The organism is Aureispira sp. CCB-QB1, from assembly GCF_000724545.1.
In the GTDB taxonomy this organism is placed as follows: Bacteria; Bacteroidota; Bacteroidia; order Chitinophagales; family Saprospiraceae; genus Aureispira.
Map to the genome: position 1 here is coordinate 209,901 of NZ_JHBV01000016.1, position 14,770 is coordinate 224,670.

13 protein-coding genes are annotated in these 14,770 nt (G+C 35.0%); 6 read left to right on the plus strand and 7 right to left on the minus strand.

The genetic code is table 11. The annotated features are described in order from the left end of the window. Nucleotides 1–3 precede the first annotated feature (3 nt). From CG11_RS07440 to CG11_RS07450, 3 genes are all read left to right on the plus strand, one after another. Nucleotides 4–843, plus strand: a complete 840-nt coding sequence (locus CG11_RS07440; protein WP_052594689.1) for a hypothetical protein — start codon at nt 4–6, stop codon at nt 841–843. 204 nt (nt 844–1,047) lie between these two features. Continuing rightward, on the plus strand, nt 1,048–1,524 hold the full coding sequence (locus CG11_RS07445; protein WP_052594691.1) for an RNA polymerase sigma factor: 477 nt from the start codon (nt 1,048–1,050) through the stop codon (nt 1,522–1,524). Nucleotides 1,525–1,545: 21 nt separating this feature from the next. Beyond that, nucleotides 1,546–3,042 (plus strand): hypothetical protein, encoded by a 1,497-nt coding sequence (locus CG11_RS07450; RefSeq protein WP_052594692.1) that lies wholly within the window; start codon nt 1,546–1,548, stop codon nt 3,040–3,042. 55 nt (nt 3,043–3,097) lie between these two features. On the opposite strand, the gene CG11_RS07455 is transcribed toward CG11_RS07450, so the two are convergent. Then, nucleotides 3,098–3,514, minus strand: a complete 417-nt coding sequence (locus tag CG11_RS07455) for a hypothetical protein (RefSeq protein ID WP_052594693.1) — start codon at nt 3,512–3,514, stop codon at nt 3,098–3,100. Nucleotides 3,515–3,980: 466 nt separating this feature from the next. Next, nucleotides 3,981–4,409 carry a 50S ribosomal protein L19 gene (gene rplS / locus CG11_RS07465; protein ID WP_063833043.1) on the minus strand — a complete coding sequence of 143 codons (429 nt, stop codon included), beginning with the start codon at nt 4,407–4,409 and terminating at the stop codon, nt 3,981–3,983. Between the two features lie 364 nt (nt 4,410–4,773). Between rplS and CG11_RS07470 the strand changes: the two genes are divergently transcribed. Next, nucleotides 4,774–6,123 carry a WD40 repeat domain-containing protein gene (locus CG11_RS07470; RefSeq protein WP_052594695.1) on the plus strand — a complete coding sequence of 450 codons (1,350 nt, stop codon included), beginning with the start codon at nt 4,774–4,776 and terminating at the stop codon, nt 6,121–6,123. Between the two features lie 99 nt (nt 6,124–6,222). On the opposite strand, the gene dnaK is transcribed toward CG11_RS07470, so the two are convergent. Together dnaK and CG11_RS07480 are read right to left on the minus strand one after the other, a co-directional pair. Then, the gene (gene dnaK / locus CG11_RS07475) at nt 6,223–8,139 is read right to left on the minus strand and encodes a molecular chaperone DnaK (protein WP_052594696.1); all 1,917 of its coding nucleotides are present in this window, start codon (nt 8,137–8,139) and stop codon (nt 6,223–6,225) included. A gap of 309 nt (nt 8,140–8,448) precedes the next feature. Then, complete coding sequence (locus CG11_RS07480; RefSeq protein ID WP_052594698.1) at nt 8,449–9,570, minus strand: hypothetical protein; 1,122 nt, start codon at nt 9,568–9,570, stop codon at nt 8,449–8,451. Between the two features lie 529 nt (nt 9,571–10,099). Between CG11_RS07480 and panB the strand changes: the two genes are divergently transcribed. Further along, nucleotides 10,100–10,915: a 3-methyl-2-oxobutanoate hydroxymethyltransferase gene (panB, locus tag CG11_RS07485; protein ID WP_052594700.1), complete on the plus strand. Its 816-nt coding sequence runs from the start codon at nt 10,100–10,102 to the stop codon at nt 10,913–10,915. Nucleotides 10,916–11,431: 516 nt separating this feature from the next. After that, complete coding sequence (mltG, locus tag CG11_RS07490; RefSeq protein ID WP_052594701.1) at nt 11,432–12,490, plus strand: endolytic transglycosylase MltG; 1,059 nt, start codon at nt 11,432–11,434, stop codon at nt 12,488–12,490. A 197-nt stretch (nt 12,491–12,687) separates the two neighbouring features. Here the strand turns inward: mltG and CG11_RS07495 are convergent, their stop codons facing one another. The 3 genes from CG11_RS07495 to CG11_RS07505 all read right to left on the minus strand — a co-directional run bounded on the left by CG11_RS07495 (nt 12,688) and on the right by CG11_RS07505 (nt 14,720). Then, nucleotides 12,688–13,023 (minus strand): hypothetical protein, encoded by a 336-nt coding sequence (locus CG11_RS07495; protein ID WP_063833044.1) that lies wholly within the window; start codon nt 13,021–13,023, stop codon nt 12,688–12,690. Nucleotides 13,024–13,371: 348 nt separating this feature from the next. Continuing rightward, the gene (locus tag CG11_RS07500; RefSeq protein ID WP_052594703.1) at nt 13,372–13,953 is read right to left on the minus strand and encodes a DUF420 domain-containing protein; all 582 of its coding nucleotides are present in this window, start codon (nt 13,951–13,953) and stop codon (nt 13,372–13,374) included. A 71-nt stretch (nt 13,954–14,024) separates the two neighbouring features. Beyond that, on the minus strand, nt 14,025–14,720 hold the full coding sequence (locus tag CG11_RS07505) for a hypothetical protein (RefSeq protein ID WP_052594704.1): 696 nt from the start codon (nt 14,718–14,720) through the stop codon (nt 14,025–14,027). Nucleotides 14,721–14,770: the final 50 nt, after the last annotated feature.

The window sequence follows — 14,770 nt, forward strand, 5'->3', positions numbered from 1 at the left end:
ATCATGAATAATTTTATAGTTTTATCCAAAGGGCTAGTAACAATATTTTTATGTTCCTTTTTAATATTTTCCTGTGATCCCAATGCAGATTCCATAACAATTACAACCGATTGTCCAGCTTTTCAAGCTAATATCGGAGATCCTTGTACAACTCCAGCTGGTGATCGAGGAACGTTGGATTCTAATTGTAACTGTATAACTACAATCACTTACGATTGTCCTACCTTACAAGCCAACATTGGGGATCCATGTACGAATCCTGCTGGCAATATAGGGACAATTGATTCTAGTTGTAACTGCGCAACAACGACAACTACTTATGACTGCCCTAATCTGCAAGCTAATTTTGGTGACCCTTGCACAACTCCTGCTGGTGCACGAGGGACAATTGATACTAATTGCAACTGCATCACCACCACGACAACCTATGACTGTCCTACACTACAAGCTAATTTTGGTGATTCTTGTACTGATCCTGCTGGTAATATAGGAACTATAGATACAAATTGTAACTGCGTAACCAATACGACTACTTTTGATTGTCCCACCTTACAAGCCAATATTGGAGATCCTTGCGTAACGATCAGCGGCAATGTAGGAACACTTGATGCTAATTGCAACTGTGATACCAACCCTGTTTATGATTGTCCTAACCTACAAGCCAATTTTGGGGATCCTTGTACGACTCCGAGTGGAAATCAAGGAGTTTTGGATTTACTTTGCAACTGTGTGAGTAGTTCGAATTTTGACTGTCCTTCTTTCTTAGCTAACATTGGAGATCCTTGTACGACTCCTGCTGGAGTCAGAGGTTTTTTAGATGCCAATTGTAATTGTGTACCTTAGTTTTACTGATAATAAGCGAGTTTATGGAATAAACCTCCATAAACTCCTCATTCTTTATCAGAAAAAATGATTAATCATATAGATACTACTTGCTGTTTTTTTTTAATATACATAAGATAAGTGCTAAAAGATAAAGTAAACATACAATTAATCACTCAATGCCTAAATGGCAATAGAAATAGTCAATTTAAATTGTATAATTTAATGTTGCCTTATCTTAACCCCATTTGTAGAAGATATCTAATGGATCAAAATAACCTAAAAGACGTCTTACAAGATACCTTTATCAATATATTTAAGAACCTCCACTTATTTGATCCTAAAAAAGCTAGCATAGGAACTTGGGCTACAAAAATCACCATCAACAACTGCCTAAAGTACAATGCAAAAACGTCCAAAAAAACAATCGAACAACTAATCGTTGATTTTCACAGCGCACCAATTTCTCCTACTGCTTTTGATAATCTAACAGTCCATGAAGTATTGAAATATCTAAAACAGATGCCTCCTAATCTCTATGAAGTGTTTAACCTTTTTGTAATCGATGAGTTTTCTCACGAAGAAATTTCATCGATGCTAGGAATCAAACCTTCCTTATCTAGAAAACGCTTATCTAGAGCTAGAGAATGGATAAAAAAAAGAACTGAATCAGATTCAGAATTTCACTTTAACTTAGTCTAACATTAAACGACTCATTTGGGTATGGATTTAGAAAGAAAAATAAAAAATCATCTAAAAAACACTAGCTCTTTAGAAGGTCTAGATGTAAATGATTTATGGAACAATATCGAAAAAGGACTAGAGGAGAATAAAGTGAAACAGTCCTCTCTTCTTTCTAATAAGAATCTTTTATTAGGAGCATTAATACTGTTGTTTATTCTAAGTGGAATTTTATGGATTTTATTTTACAACAACTCTAATACATTTGATAATAGCCGATCTACGCTGCATCTAGAAACCAACGTTCCTTCTAATCATTCATATATCAATCCAATAGCTACACTCGCTAAGCAAGCTTCAAACTTGCCTATCGCCCACAATACTAGCAATAACCAGCTAAACAATAACTTATTTATTCCTAAAAACACGGCTTTCCCTAAGAATCAATCTACTCAGATAGTACCTTCTACTTCTCACAGCACAAACGTGAACCAACTAAACAATCAGCACATATCTACGCTCCAAAATAGATCCACTTCTAAGGGGAAAACTTCTCAGAAAGCACCTTCTGCTTCTTATAATACAAAACTAAATAATTATCATACCACTACTCCTAAAAACACGACTTCTTCTGAGGATCAATCTACTCAGATAAACTCTCCTACTTCTGATAATACAAACGAAAGCCAACTAAATAATCATAGTTCATCTACTATTAATAAAAATGCTGCCGCAGAGACACTCAATTGGAACAAAGGCAGTAAAAAAATAAAAACACTAGATATACAAAACCTATCCATCCAACTCCCACTAGAGCAAAAGCATACTACCCCTGAGCTAACAGATGCATTTTTTCTAAACAAAAGAACAAATAGAACAAAGTTCAACATCGGTTCTTTCTTAGGACTACACACGATCAAAAACATATTCTTTGCTCCTTCAAACAGTAACAATATAGGTCATCTTTTAAACGAAGGATACCAATACGAACTAGGCACTTCTATTGGGGTTGAAGTAGAGTTTTATTTTTACAAAAACTTATTTGTCCTGACAGGATTTGAATACAACCAATCTATGAGCGAATTTAACTCAACTCAATCGTGGGGCATCACTAGAGCCAACCCTATCTCTCCTACTGGTTATTCCAACGCCACAGCAACAAGAGTGGTCAAACATCATAATAAAATGACTTATTATGCGATTCCTTTGTTCTTGGGGATACAAAAATCTATTGGTAGATTAAACTATGGAATTAGTCTTGGTATCCACTTTAATTTCACACAATCTCAAAAGGGAAAAACATTAGATCAATATAATAACATCGTCATGTTAGAGACAGAAGCAACTCCCTTTCCTGTTTCTAAATTCTTTATTTCCTACAGTTGCCGCCCTTTCATCAGTTACAAAATCAATAAAAATATTACGATTCAACTACGAGTAGATGGAAGATACCAAAACTATGGTTTTTCAGATTTATATCAACTGAATCATGCGGCGGTATACATGGGCTTAGGTCTTGGTGCTCAGTTTAAGTTTTAAGAGGTAAATAGAGTAAAGATGTTTTTTTGTTGTGGGAAGTCTATTTTTATATTCTTTAGCGAGATCCTAAATGAAGTATTAGCTTCCCACACATAATAGGAGTATTAGGAGCCGCTTCATATCTAAATTGTTTAACACACCGCATAAGCAAATCAATAGTTTCTTGACTTAGAGAATCAACCTCACTTTTAACAAATTTTACACGTTCTACAACGCCTTCTTCGTTTATACAAATATCAAGAATAGCTTTATTTGTTGGCTTTCGATTCAGTTCATTTTGATATTCCTTGCACATTTGTATTACCTTCCTAGATCCACTTTCTTGTCTTTCTTTTTCATTTTTTACATCATAAATAACGACTTCTCCTGGCAAAGTAATATTCATTTTCTTCTTCGTAGTATCTTCAACGACAACTATCTCTTTTTTTATGACATTTCCATCTTTTTCTTTTTTGAACTTTAGAATATTCATTCCTTTCCTAAGGAAATTTTCGTGTAGATATCTTTTTTTATCTCTCCCCAATCAGATTCATTTAGAACTAAATAGCAATCTTTGTTTGTTTTTATAAACCAAGTAACAAGTTCTCGCGCATTCTTTTCGATACAAGAGGGATCCTGTTTCACTATAATACCATAACTCATTAAAAACAATGCAAGAAATAATAATTTCATATTTAGGTGTAAAAAACATTAGTTACTCGTAACCTAGAGTGTGTGCTAGGTTTATAAAGAATTTAATGTAATAAGTAATATTCAATAACTAGTAAGTACCCTCGTCCCTATTTCTCTATCTAAAACCCACGGTTATTGCCCATACCTCCAACCAAAAGAAAATCTATCCCAATTGAATCTACTTCATTATTGGCTAAGGTATAAACAGAAAAAGCTGCTCAGAAATTCATCTAAGCAGCTGTATATTTTTAATACAATAAGTAGTCTTATTTGTATACTTTTTCTTCCCAAGCCCAAGTAGCTCTACGAGTCTTACCTTTCATGCTGGCATCCAATTTTTTAGTAAATTGCTTTTCTCTAATACGAGCAGATTTACCTGTCAATTCACGCAAGTAGTATAAACGTGCACGACGAACGTTTCCTTTTTTCAAGTTCTTAACAGAAGCAACTGCTGGAGAATTGAAAGGGAATACACGCTCTACACCTACACCATGAGAGATTTTGCGAACTGTAAATGTCTTAGAAGTTCCAGAACCTTTAATTTGGATAACATCTCCACGGAAAACTTGAATACGTTCTTTACTTCCCTCAATAATTTTATAGCTTACAGCAACAGTATCACCTGATTTAAAGAAATCATAATCAGTAATATCACGAGCTGTTTGTTTTTCTACGAAGTTGATTAAATCGTTCATTACAATGTATATTTATATTGCTAGTTTTTCTAGTCTTGTTTACAAAAGCGTTGGCAAAGATAACATTATTTTTTAAACTCTCCTTATTTTATCGAAAAAAACCCTTGTTTTATATACTTTTTTTTCAATCCTTTAGCTTATCTCAGCATGAACCTTAGTATATCAATTATTGAAAACAACCTGCTATCTTCTGAACCCTTCTATTCAAATTACAACAACACATTACTTATCAAGCCATTAAGACAAAAAACTACTTTATGAACATCACTAAATTAAGTAAAAAGAGCTTTTGTAAAAAGAGCTAAACTACTTATTTTTATTAGACGTTATTACAAATCTATTTGCAAAACCAAAATTGTTAAAAATGTCTACGGATTTATATGGTGTTAGAGTGTTGCGTTCATCTCCACAACAGAAAGAACTTACCCTCAAAGTCATTGTCATTTATTATCATGTTGCTAAAAAATACTATATGCCTCTACCTACAGACTATAGTTTTTTTCTTAGAGTGCTAATGAATACTGCTTCCGAAAAGGATGCCATCAAACAAGAAATTAGCATTGATAATATTTGCAATGAAGCATGGGTCAATAAAAATACTTCTCAATTTATCGCCAAGGTGCATCAAACCAATAAACTCAATGACAACATAAAAAGCTACAAAGGGTACTCAGACTTTTATCATGTACAAGCTGGTGGAAACTGGCTTCAAGAAGAAAAGCTAGTCCAAGCTACTTATACCATCCAAGTATCTGATGGTAAGTACATCGAGCACTTAACAGAAGGCATGACATGGGATACGACTGCCTACGATACCAATAGCTCTAATACGCCCAAAATTCCTTATACTCACCAATCAGATCATCTGAATGCTTTTGCTCCTGACTTATCGTCTTCGCTTCACACCCTCATTCCATTTAATCATTCAGATGATGGCGACATTGAGTTAACAGATTTTTCATTTTCGCCTGATGGAGCAGTACTTTTTGCTTATGGTGAACAATTCAATCTTGCATCTAGAGAACGTACTTATTTTCTAATTGCTTACAATACGCAAACATGGACAGAAGAGTCTCGAATAAAAATTAACAAAGAAGATCGAAAAAATATTATACCATATAAAACATATGCTATTTGGGCACCTTATAAAATTCAAATGATATGGAAAGATGCCGCAGAGGCTACTCTACCCAAAGCAAAAAAGGTAGATTACATATCTTCTTCTAAGCAATACATTATGAGTGCCCATGGCAAGTACCTTCAATTATACGACTTAGAGGGTAACAAGACAATTCAAATACCTCAAAAGAAAAAAAGTACCCATGCCACCTTCTCTCCGCAAGAGCAGTACATTGCGCTTGGTGGTGAACACAATCAAGTATATGTTTATGACTTAACAACGCATGAAGAGCTCGCTTGTATTAGCATTCCCCAAACCAAAGCCACTAGGAAAAGAACTAGATCCTGTGCTTTTGATTCAACAGGGAATTACTTGATGGTTGTTTCAAATGATCAAAAAAAGATCTTTATCTATGACTGGCAACAAGGAGAATTGGTATTTTTCTACGATAGCCAAGGTTCTGATTATATAGAAAAAGCAACTTGGTCTCCCGATGGGGCATACATTGCCGTTCAAAGTACCTATAATAATTACTACACTTCACCGAATCCATCAGGTCCAGCGGGTTATATTCAAATATTTAAAAACAAATAATTTTTATACAAACGTCCAATACACACTTTGTTGGTCATATCAATAAAAAAGCGACTATTGATCTTTCAATAGTCGCTCATTTTATTTAGGACAACACTCTTAAGAGTTTTTATCGTTGTCTACTTCTTCAAATTCTACATCTGTTACATCCTCTCCATCTTGGTTACCACCTGTATTGGTATTGTCAGCAGTTGGATTTCCTTGAGGACCTTGTTGAGCATTTGGATCCATGTTTTGAGTAGCAGCAGCCCAAGCAGCATTAACAGCTTCTAATTCACGGTTGATTGCATCAACATCTTGGCGTTGGTGTGCTTCTTTCAATTTAGCCAAAGCACCTTCTAAATTTGATTTAGCGTCAGCAGGAATTTTGTCTCCATATTCTTCCAATTGCTTTTCAGTTTGGAAGATAACAGAATCCGCTTCATTGATTTTATCAACAGTCTCACGTGCTTTTTTATCTGCTTCAGCATTTGCCTCTGCTTCATTTTTCATGCGTTGGATTTCATCCTCTGTAAGTCCTGTTGATGCCTCAATACGAATAGACTGCTCTTTTCCTGTTTTATTTTCTTTTGCAGAAACTTTTAAGATACCATTCGCATCAATGTCAAAAGTTACTTCGATTTGTGCTTCCCCACGACGCATTGGAGGGATGCCATCTAAGTTAAATCGACCGATAGAACGGTTTTGATTAGCCATTGGACGCTCTCCTTGCAATACATTGATCTCTACAGAAGGTTGGTTGTCTTGTGCTGTTGAGAAAATTTGAGATTTACTAGAAGGAATCGTTGTATTAGCTTCAATTACTTTTGTAAATACACCACCCATTGTTTCGATACCTAAAGACAAAGGCGTAACGTCTAGCAATAAAACATCTTTTACATCTCCAGTCAATACACCGCCTTGAATGGCAGCACCCAAAGCTACTACTTCGTCAGGATTAACGCTTCTGTTTGGTTTTTTGTTAAAGAATTTTTCAACAGCATCTTGAATAGCAGGGATACGAGTAGATCCACCTACCATGATTACTTCGTCAATATCAGCCAAAGACAATCCTGCATCTTCCAATGCTTGTTTACAAGGCTCAATAGTACGTTTTACCAAACCATCTACCAATTGCTCGAATTTAGAACGGCTCAATGTTCTTACCAAGTGTTTTGCACCTGATGGTCCAAAAGAGATGTATGGCAAGTTAATGTCCGTACTGTTAGCAGAAGAAAGCTCAATTTTAGCTTTTTCAGCAGCATCTTTTAGACGTTGCAAAGCCTCTGCATTTTGAGAAATATCTTCTCCTTCTTGCTCTTTAAATTCAGCCATCAACCACTCCATGATCACACGGTCAAAGTCATCACCACCTAAATGCGTATCACCATTAGTAGATTTTACTTCAAATACACCGCCACCCAATTCTAGGATAGAAACGTCAAAAGTTCCTCCACCTAAATCGTAAACAACGATTTTCATATCTTTGTCACCTTTATCTAAACCATAAGCCAATGCAGCAGCAGTAGGCTCATTGATGATACGGCGAACTTTCAAACCAGCAATTTCACCAGCTTCTTTGGTTGCTTGACGTTGAGAGTCGTTAAAGTAAGCAGGTACTGTTACAACTGCTTCTGTTACTTCTTGTCCCAAATAGTCTTCAGCAATTTTTTTCATTTTTTGCAACACCATAGCAGAAATTTCCTGTGGTGTATATTCTCTGTCGTCAATTTGTACACGAACAGTATCGTTATTACCTTTCTTTACTTCATAAGGCATTTGCTCTGCTTCAGTAGAAATTTCGCTGTAGCGAACTCCCATGAAACGTTTAATAGACATGATTGTGCGTTTTGGATTTGTGATCGCTTGACGCTTTGCAGGGTCTCCGATTTTACGCTCACCGTTATCCAAAAAACCGATAATAGAAGGAGTGGTACGTTTACCTTCGTTATTGGTAATCACCACTGGTTCGTTTCCCTCCATAACAGCAACACAAGAGTTGGTTGTTCCTAAGTCAATACCAATGATTTTGCTCATAATTTATTATTTATTTATTAAGTGTTTTTAATTAATGTCGATTCTTTTTGAACAAGATTATTTTTTTGCTCACTCCTATATAAACAAGGGATATACCATTCTAAAAAAAATGTTAAATTGACATATTTAGAATCTATTGAGGTATATTTTGTCCGATTTACGTCTGTCAATATGTCAAAATGTCTAGCTAACATGCTCTAAAAAGAGGAAGCCATTTGCAAGAATTTCTCACAAATGGCTTCCTATAGAACACGAATACTAGTGTTTAAAATTCGTGATCTACTATTTTTTTATTAAAACTCCTTACAATTAAAAACAAGGAGAACTTGATTCGAATCCTAGTTTTCGGGTAAGATCACTGTTACTCAAGTATTCGTAAGATAAATTAGACATTCTCATTAATTTAGGATCAGAAGGTCGATCAACACGCTCTACACGATCAGAGGTGGCAAATACCCCATATCCATCTTGAATATTAGAATAAGGCTCTGATGGGTACAACCCTCCTGTATATCCTTCATTTGCTTTTCTAGCTAGAATATAGTCTCTCAAACTAGCAGAACCTCCATCAATATAAACTTCCAAATATCCAGCACAACGTCTTATGCTTGTTCCTGTAACATCGGATAAAGTTCTCTCTAAAAATTGATAAAAGGCTTCCCCATTAATAACTTGCTTCGTTTGGTTTGATACCACAGGAATAAAATCACTTGCCGCAACCCACTCAACACTTTTACTAACAAGTGTTCCTGGTACTTGCGCACCTTGATTGTCCACTTCGTACTCTTTGTAATGAAAACGGAATTTGTAATCATAAATAGAAGCAAAACCATTTCCTGTCATTTCTACTGTCAAAGAATTAAATACTTCTTCGTTCTGATTATTAAAACCTCTCCAAGCAATAGGTTTTAAAGGCACTAAAGAATAAGCTGGAGTGGTAAAAATTCTAGTACTCTCTCCTCTAACCGACTCTGAACTAGCATAAAAAACATTTCCAGTCTTCTTATTATCGATTTTCAATAATAAATTATGACCAGTTGTTCCTGTTGTTTTATAAGCATAACTTGGATTGTTTTGGAATATCCCATCTTCTCTGCTAATACCTTCATCTGCTAAGTTTACTCGAACAAGAGGTCTAATCCATGGCAATGTATCTCCTGTTGTATTATTGATATAATATAATTCGATGTCCACTTCATTCGGGTCGAAATATAAAGAATCTGCTATTTGGGCTACTTCTAATGCACTTTGATTAGGTGGCAAATACGCCCGCTCTACTCGAATATAATGCACTGAATCTTGACGATTAACCACACCATAAACAACCGGAATATCTTTCCAAACTCCAATCACTTCAACTTCATTTGAACAACTGTACTGTGTACATAGTACAACTCCTACAAAAAAAGCAAATACAAATTTCAACTTCATTTCATTTCATTTAAAAAACTAAAAAATAGTGATGTACTGTAATATTATATTAAGTGAGGACAATTTACGAAAGTGCACAAAACTAAGGAATATCTTTCAAGATTAGGGTATGATTGTGCAATAATAGAGTAATATTTGTCCAGCCAACAATTAATTCTCATCTTTACAGTACAAAGAGTACGTTCAAAATTATTAACGATGATAACCAAACGTTTAGAAACTTAAAATTATCATACAATGATATTAGTAGATAGCATTTTAATTTGGACTTGATGCTTTAGTTTGTTTAAACATTCTGCCTACATTCAAGCAAAAAAAATTAAACCTTTGATTATCATTACTTTTTTTTTTAAAACTTACTCTAAAATAATCATCTAAGAAATTATTTTGAAAGCTTCTTTATTATAAATAGCTACAAAATAAGTTATTTTAAACTATTACAACAAAACATTTAGAAAGCTCTTGTATGATTTAAACGTATTCAATAATACACATAGAGGGGTTGACTACAACTATTTAACTAACTATCATGTCTGTTCATAAACCAATAAAGAAAATAACAACGCATGTTTTGCTTGCGATGAAACAACGCCAAGAGAAAATATCTATGCTTACAGCTTATGACTACTCAATGGCGCGTATCCTTGATGCCGCAGGAATCGACATCTTACTAGTTGGTGATTCTGCCTCTAATGTTATGGCAGGTCACGAAACAACATTGCCAATTACATTAGACCACATGATTTATCATGCTCAATCCGTTGTTCGTGCTATTAATCGTGCATTTGTTGTTGTTGATTTACCCTTCGGATCGTACCAAGGAAACTCCAAAGAAGCTCTAGCCTCTACCATTCGCATTATGAAAGAATCTGGCGCCCATGCTGTAAAACTAGAGGGAGGAATTGAAATTAAAGAATCCATTACACGTATTTTGAGTGCTGGCGTACCTGTTATGGGACACTTGGGACTAACCCCTCAGTCTATTTATAAATTTGGAACGTACTCTGTTCGTGCCAAAGAAGAAGCTGAGGCAGCACAATTACTTGAAGATGCCAAACTTCTAGAAGAATTAGGTTGCTTTGCCATCATCTTAGAAAAAATTCCAGCCAAACTAGGCAAACAAGTTGCTGAGTCCGTTTCAATTCCAGTAATTGGCATTGGTGCTGGTCCTCATGTAGATGGTCAAGTACTAGTAACACACGATATGATGGGGATTACTAAAGATTTTCAACCTCGTTTCTTAAGAAGATACTTGGAGCTTTTTGATGATATGAAAGAGGCGACAGAACGATATATTAGCGATGTCAAAAGCGGCGATTTTCCAAACGATAAGGAACAGTATTAAAAACTGCTTGTAGCTCATGCCGCTATAATAACTTATCATGTTCTCAAATAGTAGTTCGTTGATTACTTCGTGAGGTTGCTATTCGCTTACGTTATTTACTTTTTTTAACAAAAAGATAAAAACAACATTCATATTATTTTTCAACGACCACGTAATAACAGCGCAGCCAACTATTGAAGAGAGACATCTAAAATAAAATTAAGAAAGGTGCTGAGGCAATCGGTCAATTGGAACATTAAACGCAACAATTTTCTAGTTGACCGATTATCTTAAACTACCTGTACCCATACACTCTAGATCTTAACTCGTCAAATATTCGGTTATAAATTGACTTGTATTGATTTGTCAGTGGTGACCTACCATTATTTATTATAAGCGATTACTTACTTATCAATAGTTTGTTGAAACCACGCAGTAGCAACATAGGCAACTTGCTGATTAGAGTTGTCCACGCTACCACACACAGTAGCACCGTAACGAATCAACGAACTACTAATTCATATTACTATTTTTCAAATGGAATCAATAGATGTAAAGCCTAAAAGAAAGTGGCTTAAATTATTATTAGGCTTTTTTTTACTCCTTTTAATCATTGGCAGTGCGTTGGCGTATTATTTTTACAATCAAATTTTTGGGACTAATATACAACTCAGTGAGAATGTAGTCTTAACTATTCCTAAAAGCAACCAGTCTATAGACGAACTTGCAGAGTTGCTACACCAACAAAAGATTATTCAAAACAAAGGAGGATTTGTTTTTACAGCCCAACAAATGAACTACAAAGTTAAGACGGGTAAGTACGAAATTCCAACCTCTGTTCGTAGCAATCGCGATTTAGTTCGCATTCTTCGTGGACGTCAGTTGGCGGTACGCTTAACCTTTCACAACTTCCGACTAAAACAACAAATTGCAGGCTATGTCAGTCGACAAATAGAAGCCGATTCATTAGAAATTATCCAATTATTAGAAGATGCTGACTTTTTAGCACAATCTGGCTATACTCCCGACAATGTAATGGCTGCCTTTATTCCTAATACCTACGAAGTTTACTGGAATTGCGATGCTCTAACATTTTGGCAAAAGATGCTCAAAGAGAACAAAAAATTTTGGAATGATGAACGACTTGCCAAAGCTAAGGATTTAGACCTCACTCCTATCGAGGTTTATACATTAGCGTCCATTGTAGAATCCGAAAGTCAATACAAGCCTGAACGACCTAGAATAGCAGGGGTCTACCTCAATCGATTGCGCAAAGAAGGCTGGAAATTAGAAGCAGATCCAACTGTTATTTTTGCTGTAGGGGACTTTACAATTAAGAGGGTCTTAGATGTTCATTTGCAAACAGAATCACCGTACAATACTTACAAATACGCAGGTTTGCCTCCTGGTCCCATTTATATGTCCTCTATCAATGCTATAGATGCTGTTTTAAATGCAGAAGAACACGAATATATGTTCTTCTGTGCCAAACCACCGCAGGAAGGAGAAGCACCTAATATGCATGCATTTGCAAAAACACACCGAGCACATATTAACAATGCCAAACGCTACTGGAATTGGATTCGCAAACAATAGTATTGGTAAAGTATCTTTTTATTCCTAAATCTCCCAAGGTTAGTTATGAAAGGTAAAACTAAAACTGCCAATAAATAAACTAGCTCTCTCTAAAATTATTAGAGAGAGCTAGTTTATTATAGAAAAGCTTTAACGCTCCTTAAGCACATAATTGCACCTAGACTTAAAAAATTCTATTTGGTTATAAAAGTGAGCTTTTAGATATCAACTGTTTCGTTAAATTCTGTGCTACTGATAACCATGTCGTGAGGCTCTAGCAACGCACGAATATCTTCTTCCTGCTCTTGTTCTTGAACCATTTTTCGGTTTCGCCACCAAAGATACCCTACAATACTCATCATAATATAAGGTCCTATTAATAGGTAAATAATTCCTTTGTTTAATCCAGCAGCAGCCGTACCACCATTATTGAGATTAGATTCTGCCGACATCTTACACATTGGACATTGTGCCTCTGCCCAAAGAGTTGTCATTAAAATAATAACAAGGGTTATGCCTAGCAATTGAATGATTTTTAAAGTTGTATTTTTCATTATTTCTTGATTTCAATCTGCATTACTTCGTAAAAAAATCGTATTAATTTGATTATCAATAGATTAATACTTTTGCCACTTGATTTATTAAAGAATTGATAATCAACGGCGAAGCCCTCACACGGTAAACTGATGCAAAGATGCTTTTTTAGTTTTTTACAAAAAAGCTAAAAAACTAAGCTTGCCGAGTAGGCTTGTGCTAGTAGCACAAAAGCCCAAGTTCATGACCAGAGGGAAGTAGCAGCGCAGCTAAGTACTAAATCTATACTTTCCAAAATGATTTTAATTGGGATTGAGATAGTATGAATATGTCTTACAAGTTTGTTAGTTACGACAAGATAATGATTTTTATGCATAATAAGGAGAAATCATAAGATAACAAATTACTCCTGTAATAGAAACATATAACCAAATTGGGTAACTAAATTTTACAATCTTCTGATGTTTTTCAATTTGCCCTGTATAACCGTATAAAAAAGCATATAGTACAAAAGGAGCCTGAATTGCAGCCAACAAAATATGTGTCAACAATAAAAAGAAGTAGATATAACGAATTGTTCCCTCTCCTCCAAACTTAGTATGCCCTGCGGTAGTATGATACATAATATAAACGACCAAAAACAATAACGATAGCCCCATTCCTGCATAGATAAGTTTTTTATGCAAGTCAATATTTCTTCCTTTCACAGCAACTAATGCCCCAATTAATAACACAGCTGTTGCACCGTTCAAAATCGCATTAATCAAAGGCAATACGTGTACATCAAATGGCCAAACAAAATCTGTAAATTTAAATTGAAACATAGCTCCAACAATCAAAGGGAGCGCTACAGAGATAACATTCACTAACAAGCGCAATTTCTTATAATTGGCTGTTTCTCCTTTTGCCAACTGATCGGCATTTTCTGGTGTATTTAATGTTTTATTCATAATTGATTATATTTTATATTTTGAACGCTTTGGCAAACTAAATCTAAATCGCTTGTTTAGTCCCTGCGTACTTAATACAGTTTCTCTTCTTGTTTCCATTCTATCTTCTTGCGTTGTTTGGCAGGCATTATAATTGCCATATGACGCAACAACTGCTTGACAGCTTCTGTATCTTTTAGATTATAATAATCACACAACAAAGGTCCTTTTTTATAATTTTCAGAATCATCTTTTCGACTAACTCGCCCATCTAAAACAGCAATGTTAAAACAATTTTTTTCAGATGCCATCTTATAGCGTCCTCTATCAATTCCCATGGTAAATTTCCAATCTGAAGTATCAATATTCCAAGCATCTACGTATTTTCCCAATGCCCAAGATGAATCTTGACGAAAATCTTCTGTATGAATAACAAACAAAATTTTACCTTGATCTTCTTTGTTAAAATTACTTTGAAGACTTTTTAGAGAATCGACAAACGCGCCAATTTGATCTTTACAGGCATAATCCCAAAAACCAGCGATCACTAGTTTTCCTTTAATCAATTCGTTGGTCAAAGGCACATCCCAATAAGTAGACAGGTGATCAAAATCAACTCGGATAGAGTCTCCCAAAAACTGCATTTCACTTCGTATTCCCTTGTATTTATCCAATCCTGTTTTGGAAAAAACAACCGTAATAACAGGCAAAACCACAACAAACATTAGGAAAATAATTGCTGCAATTGGATTTTTCTTCTTCTTCTCAGACATATTACTTTGCTTCATTTACGCAATTCTTTACGCAAATACTTTTTTATTTTTAATAATAACAGATC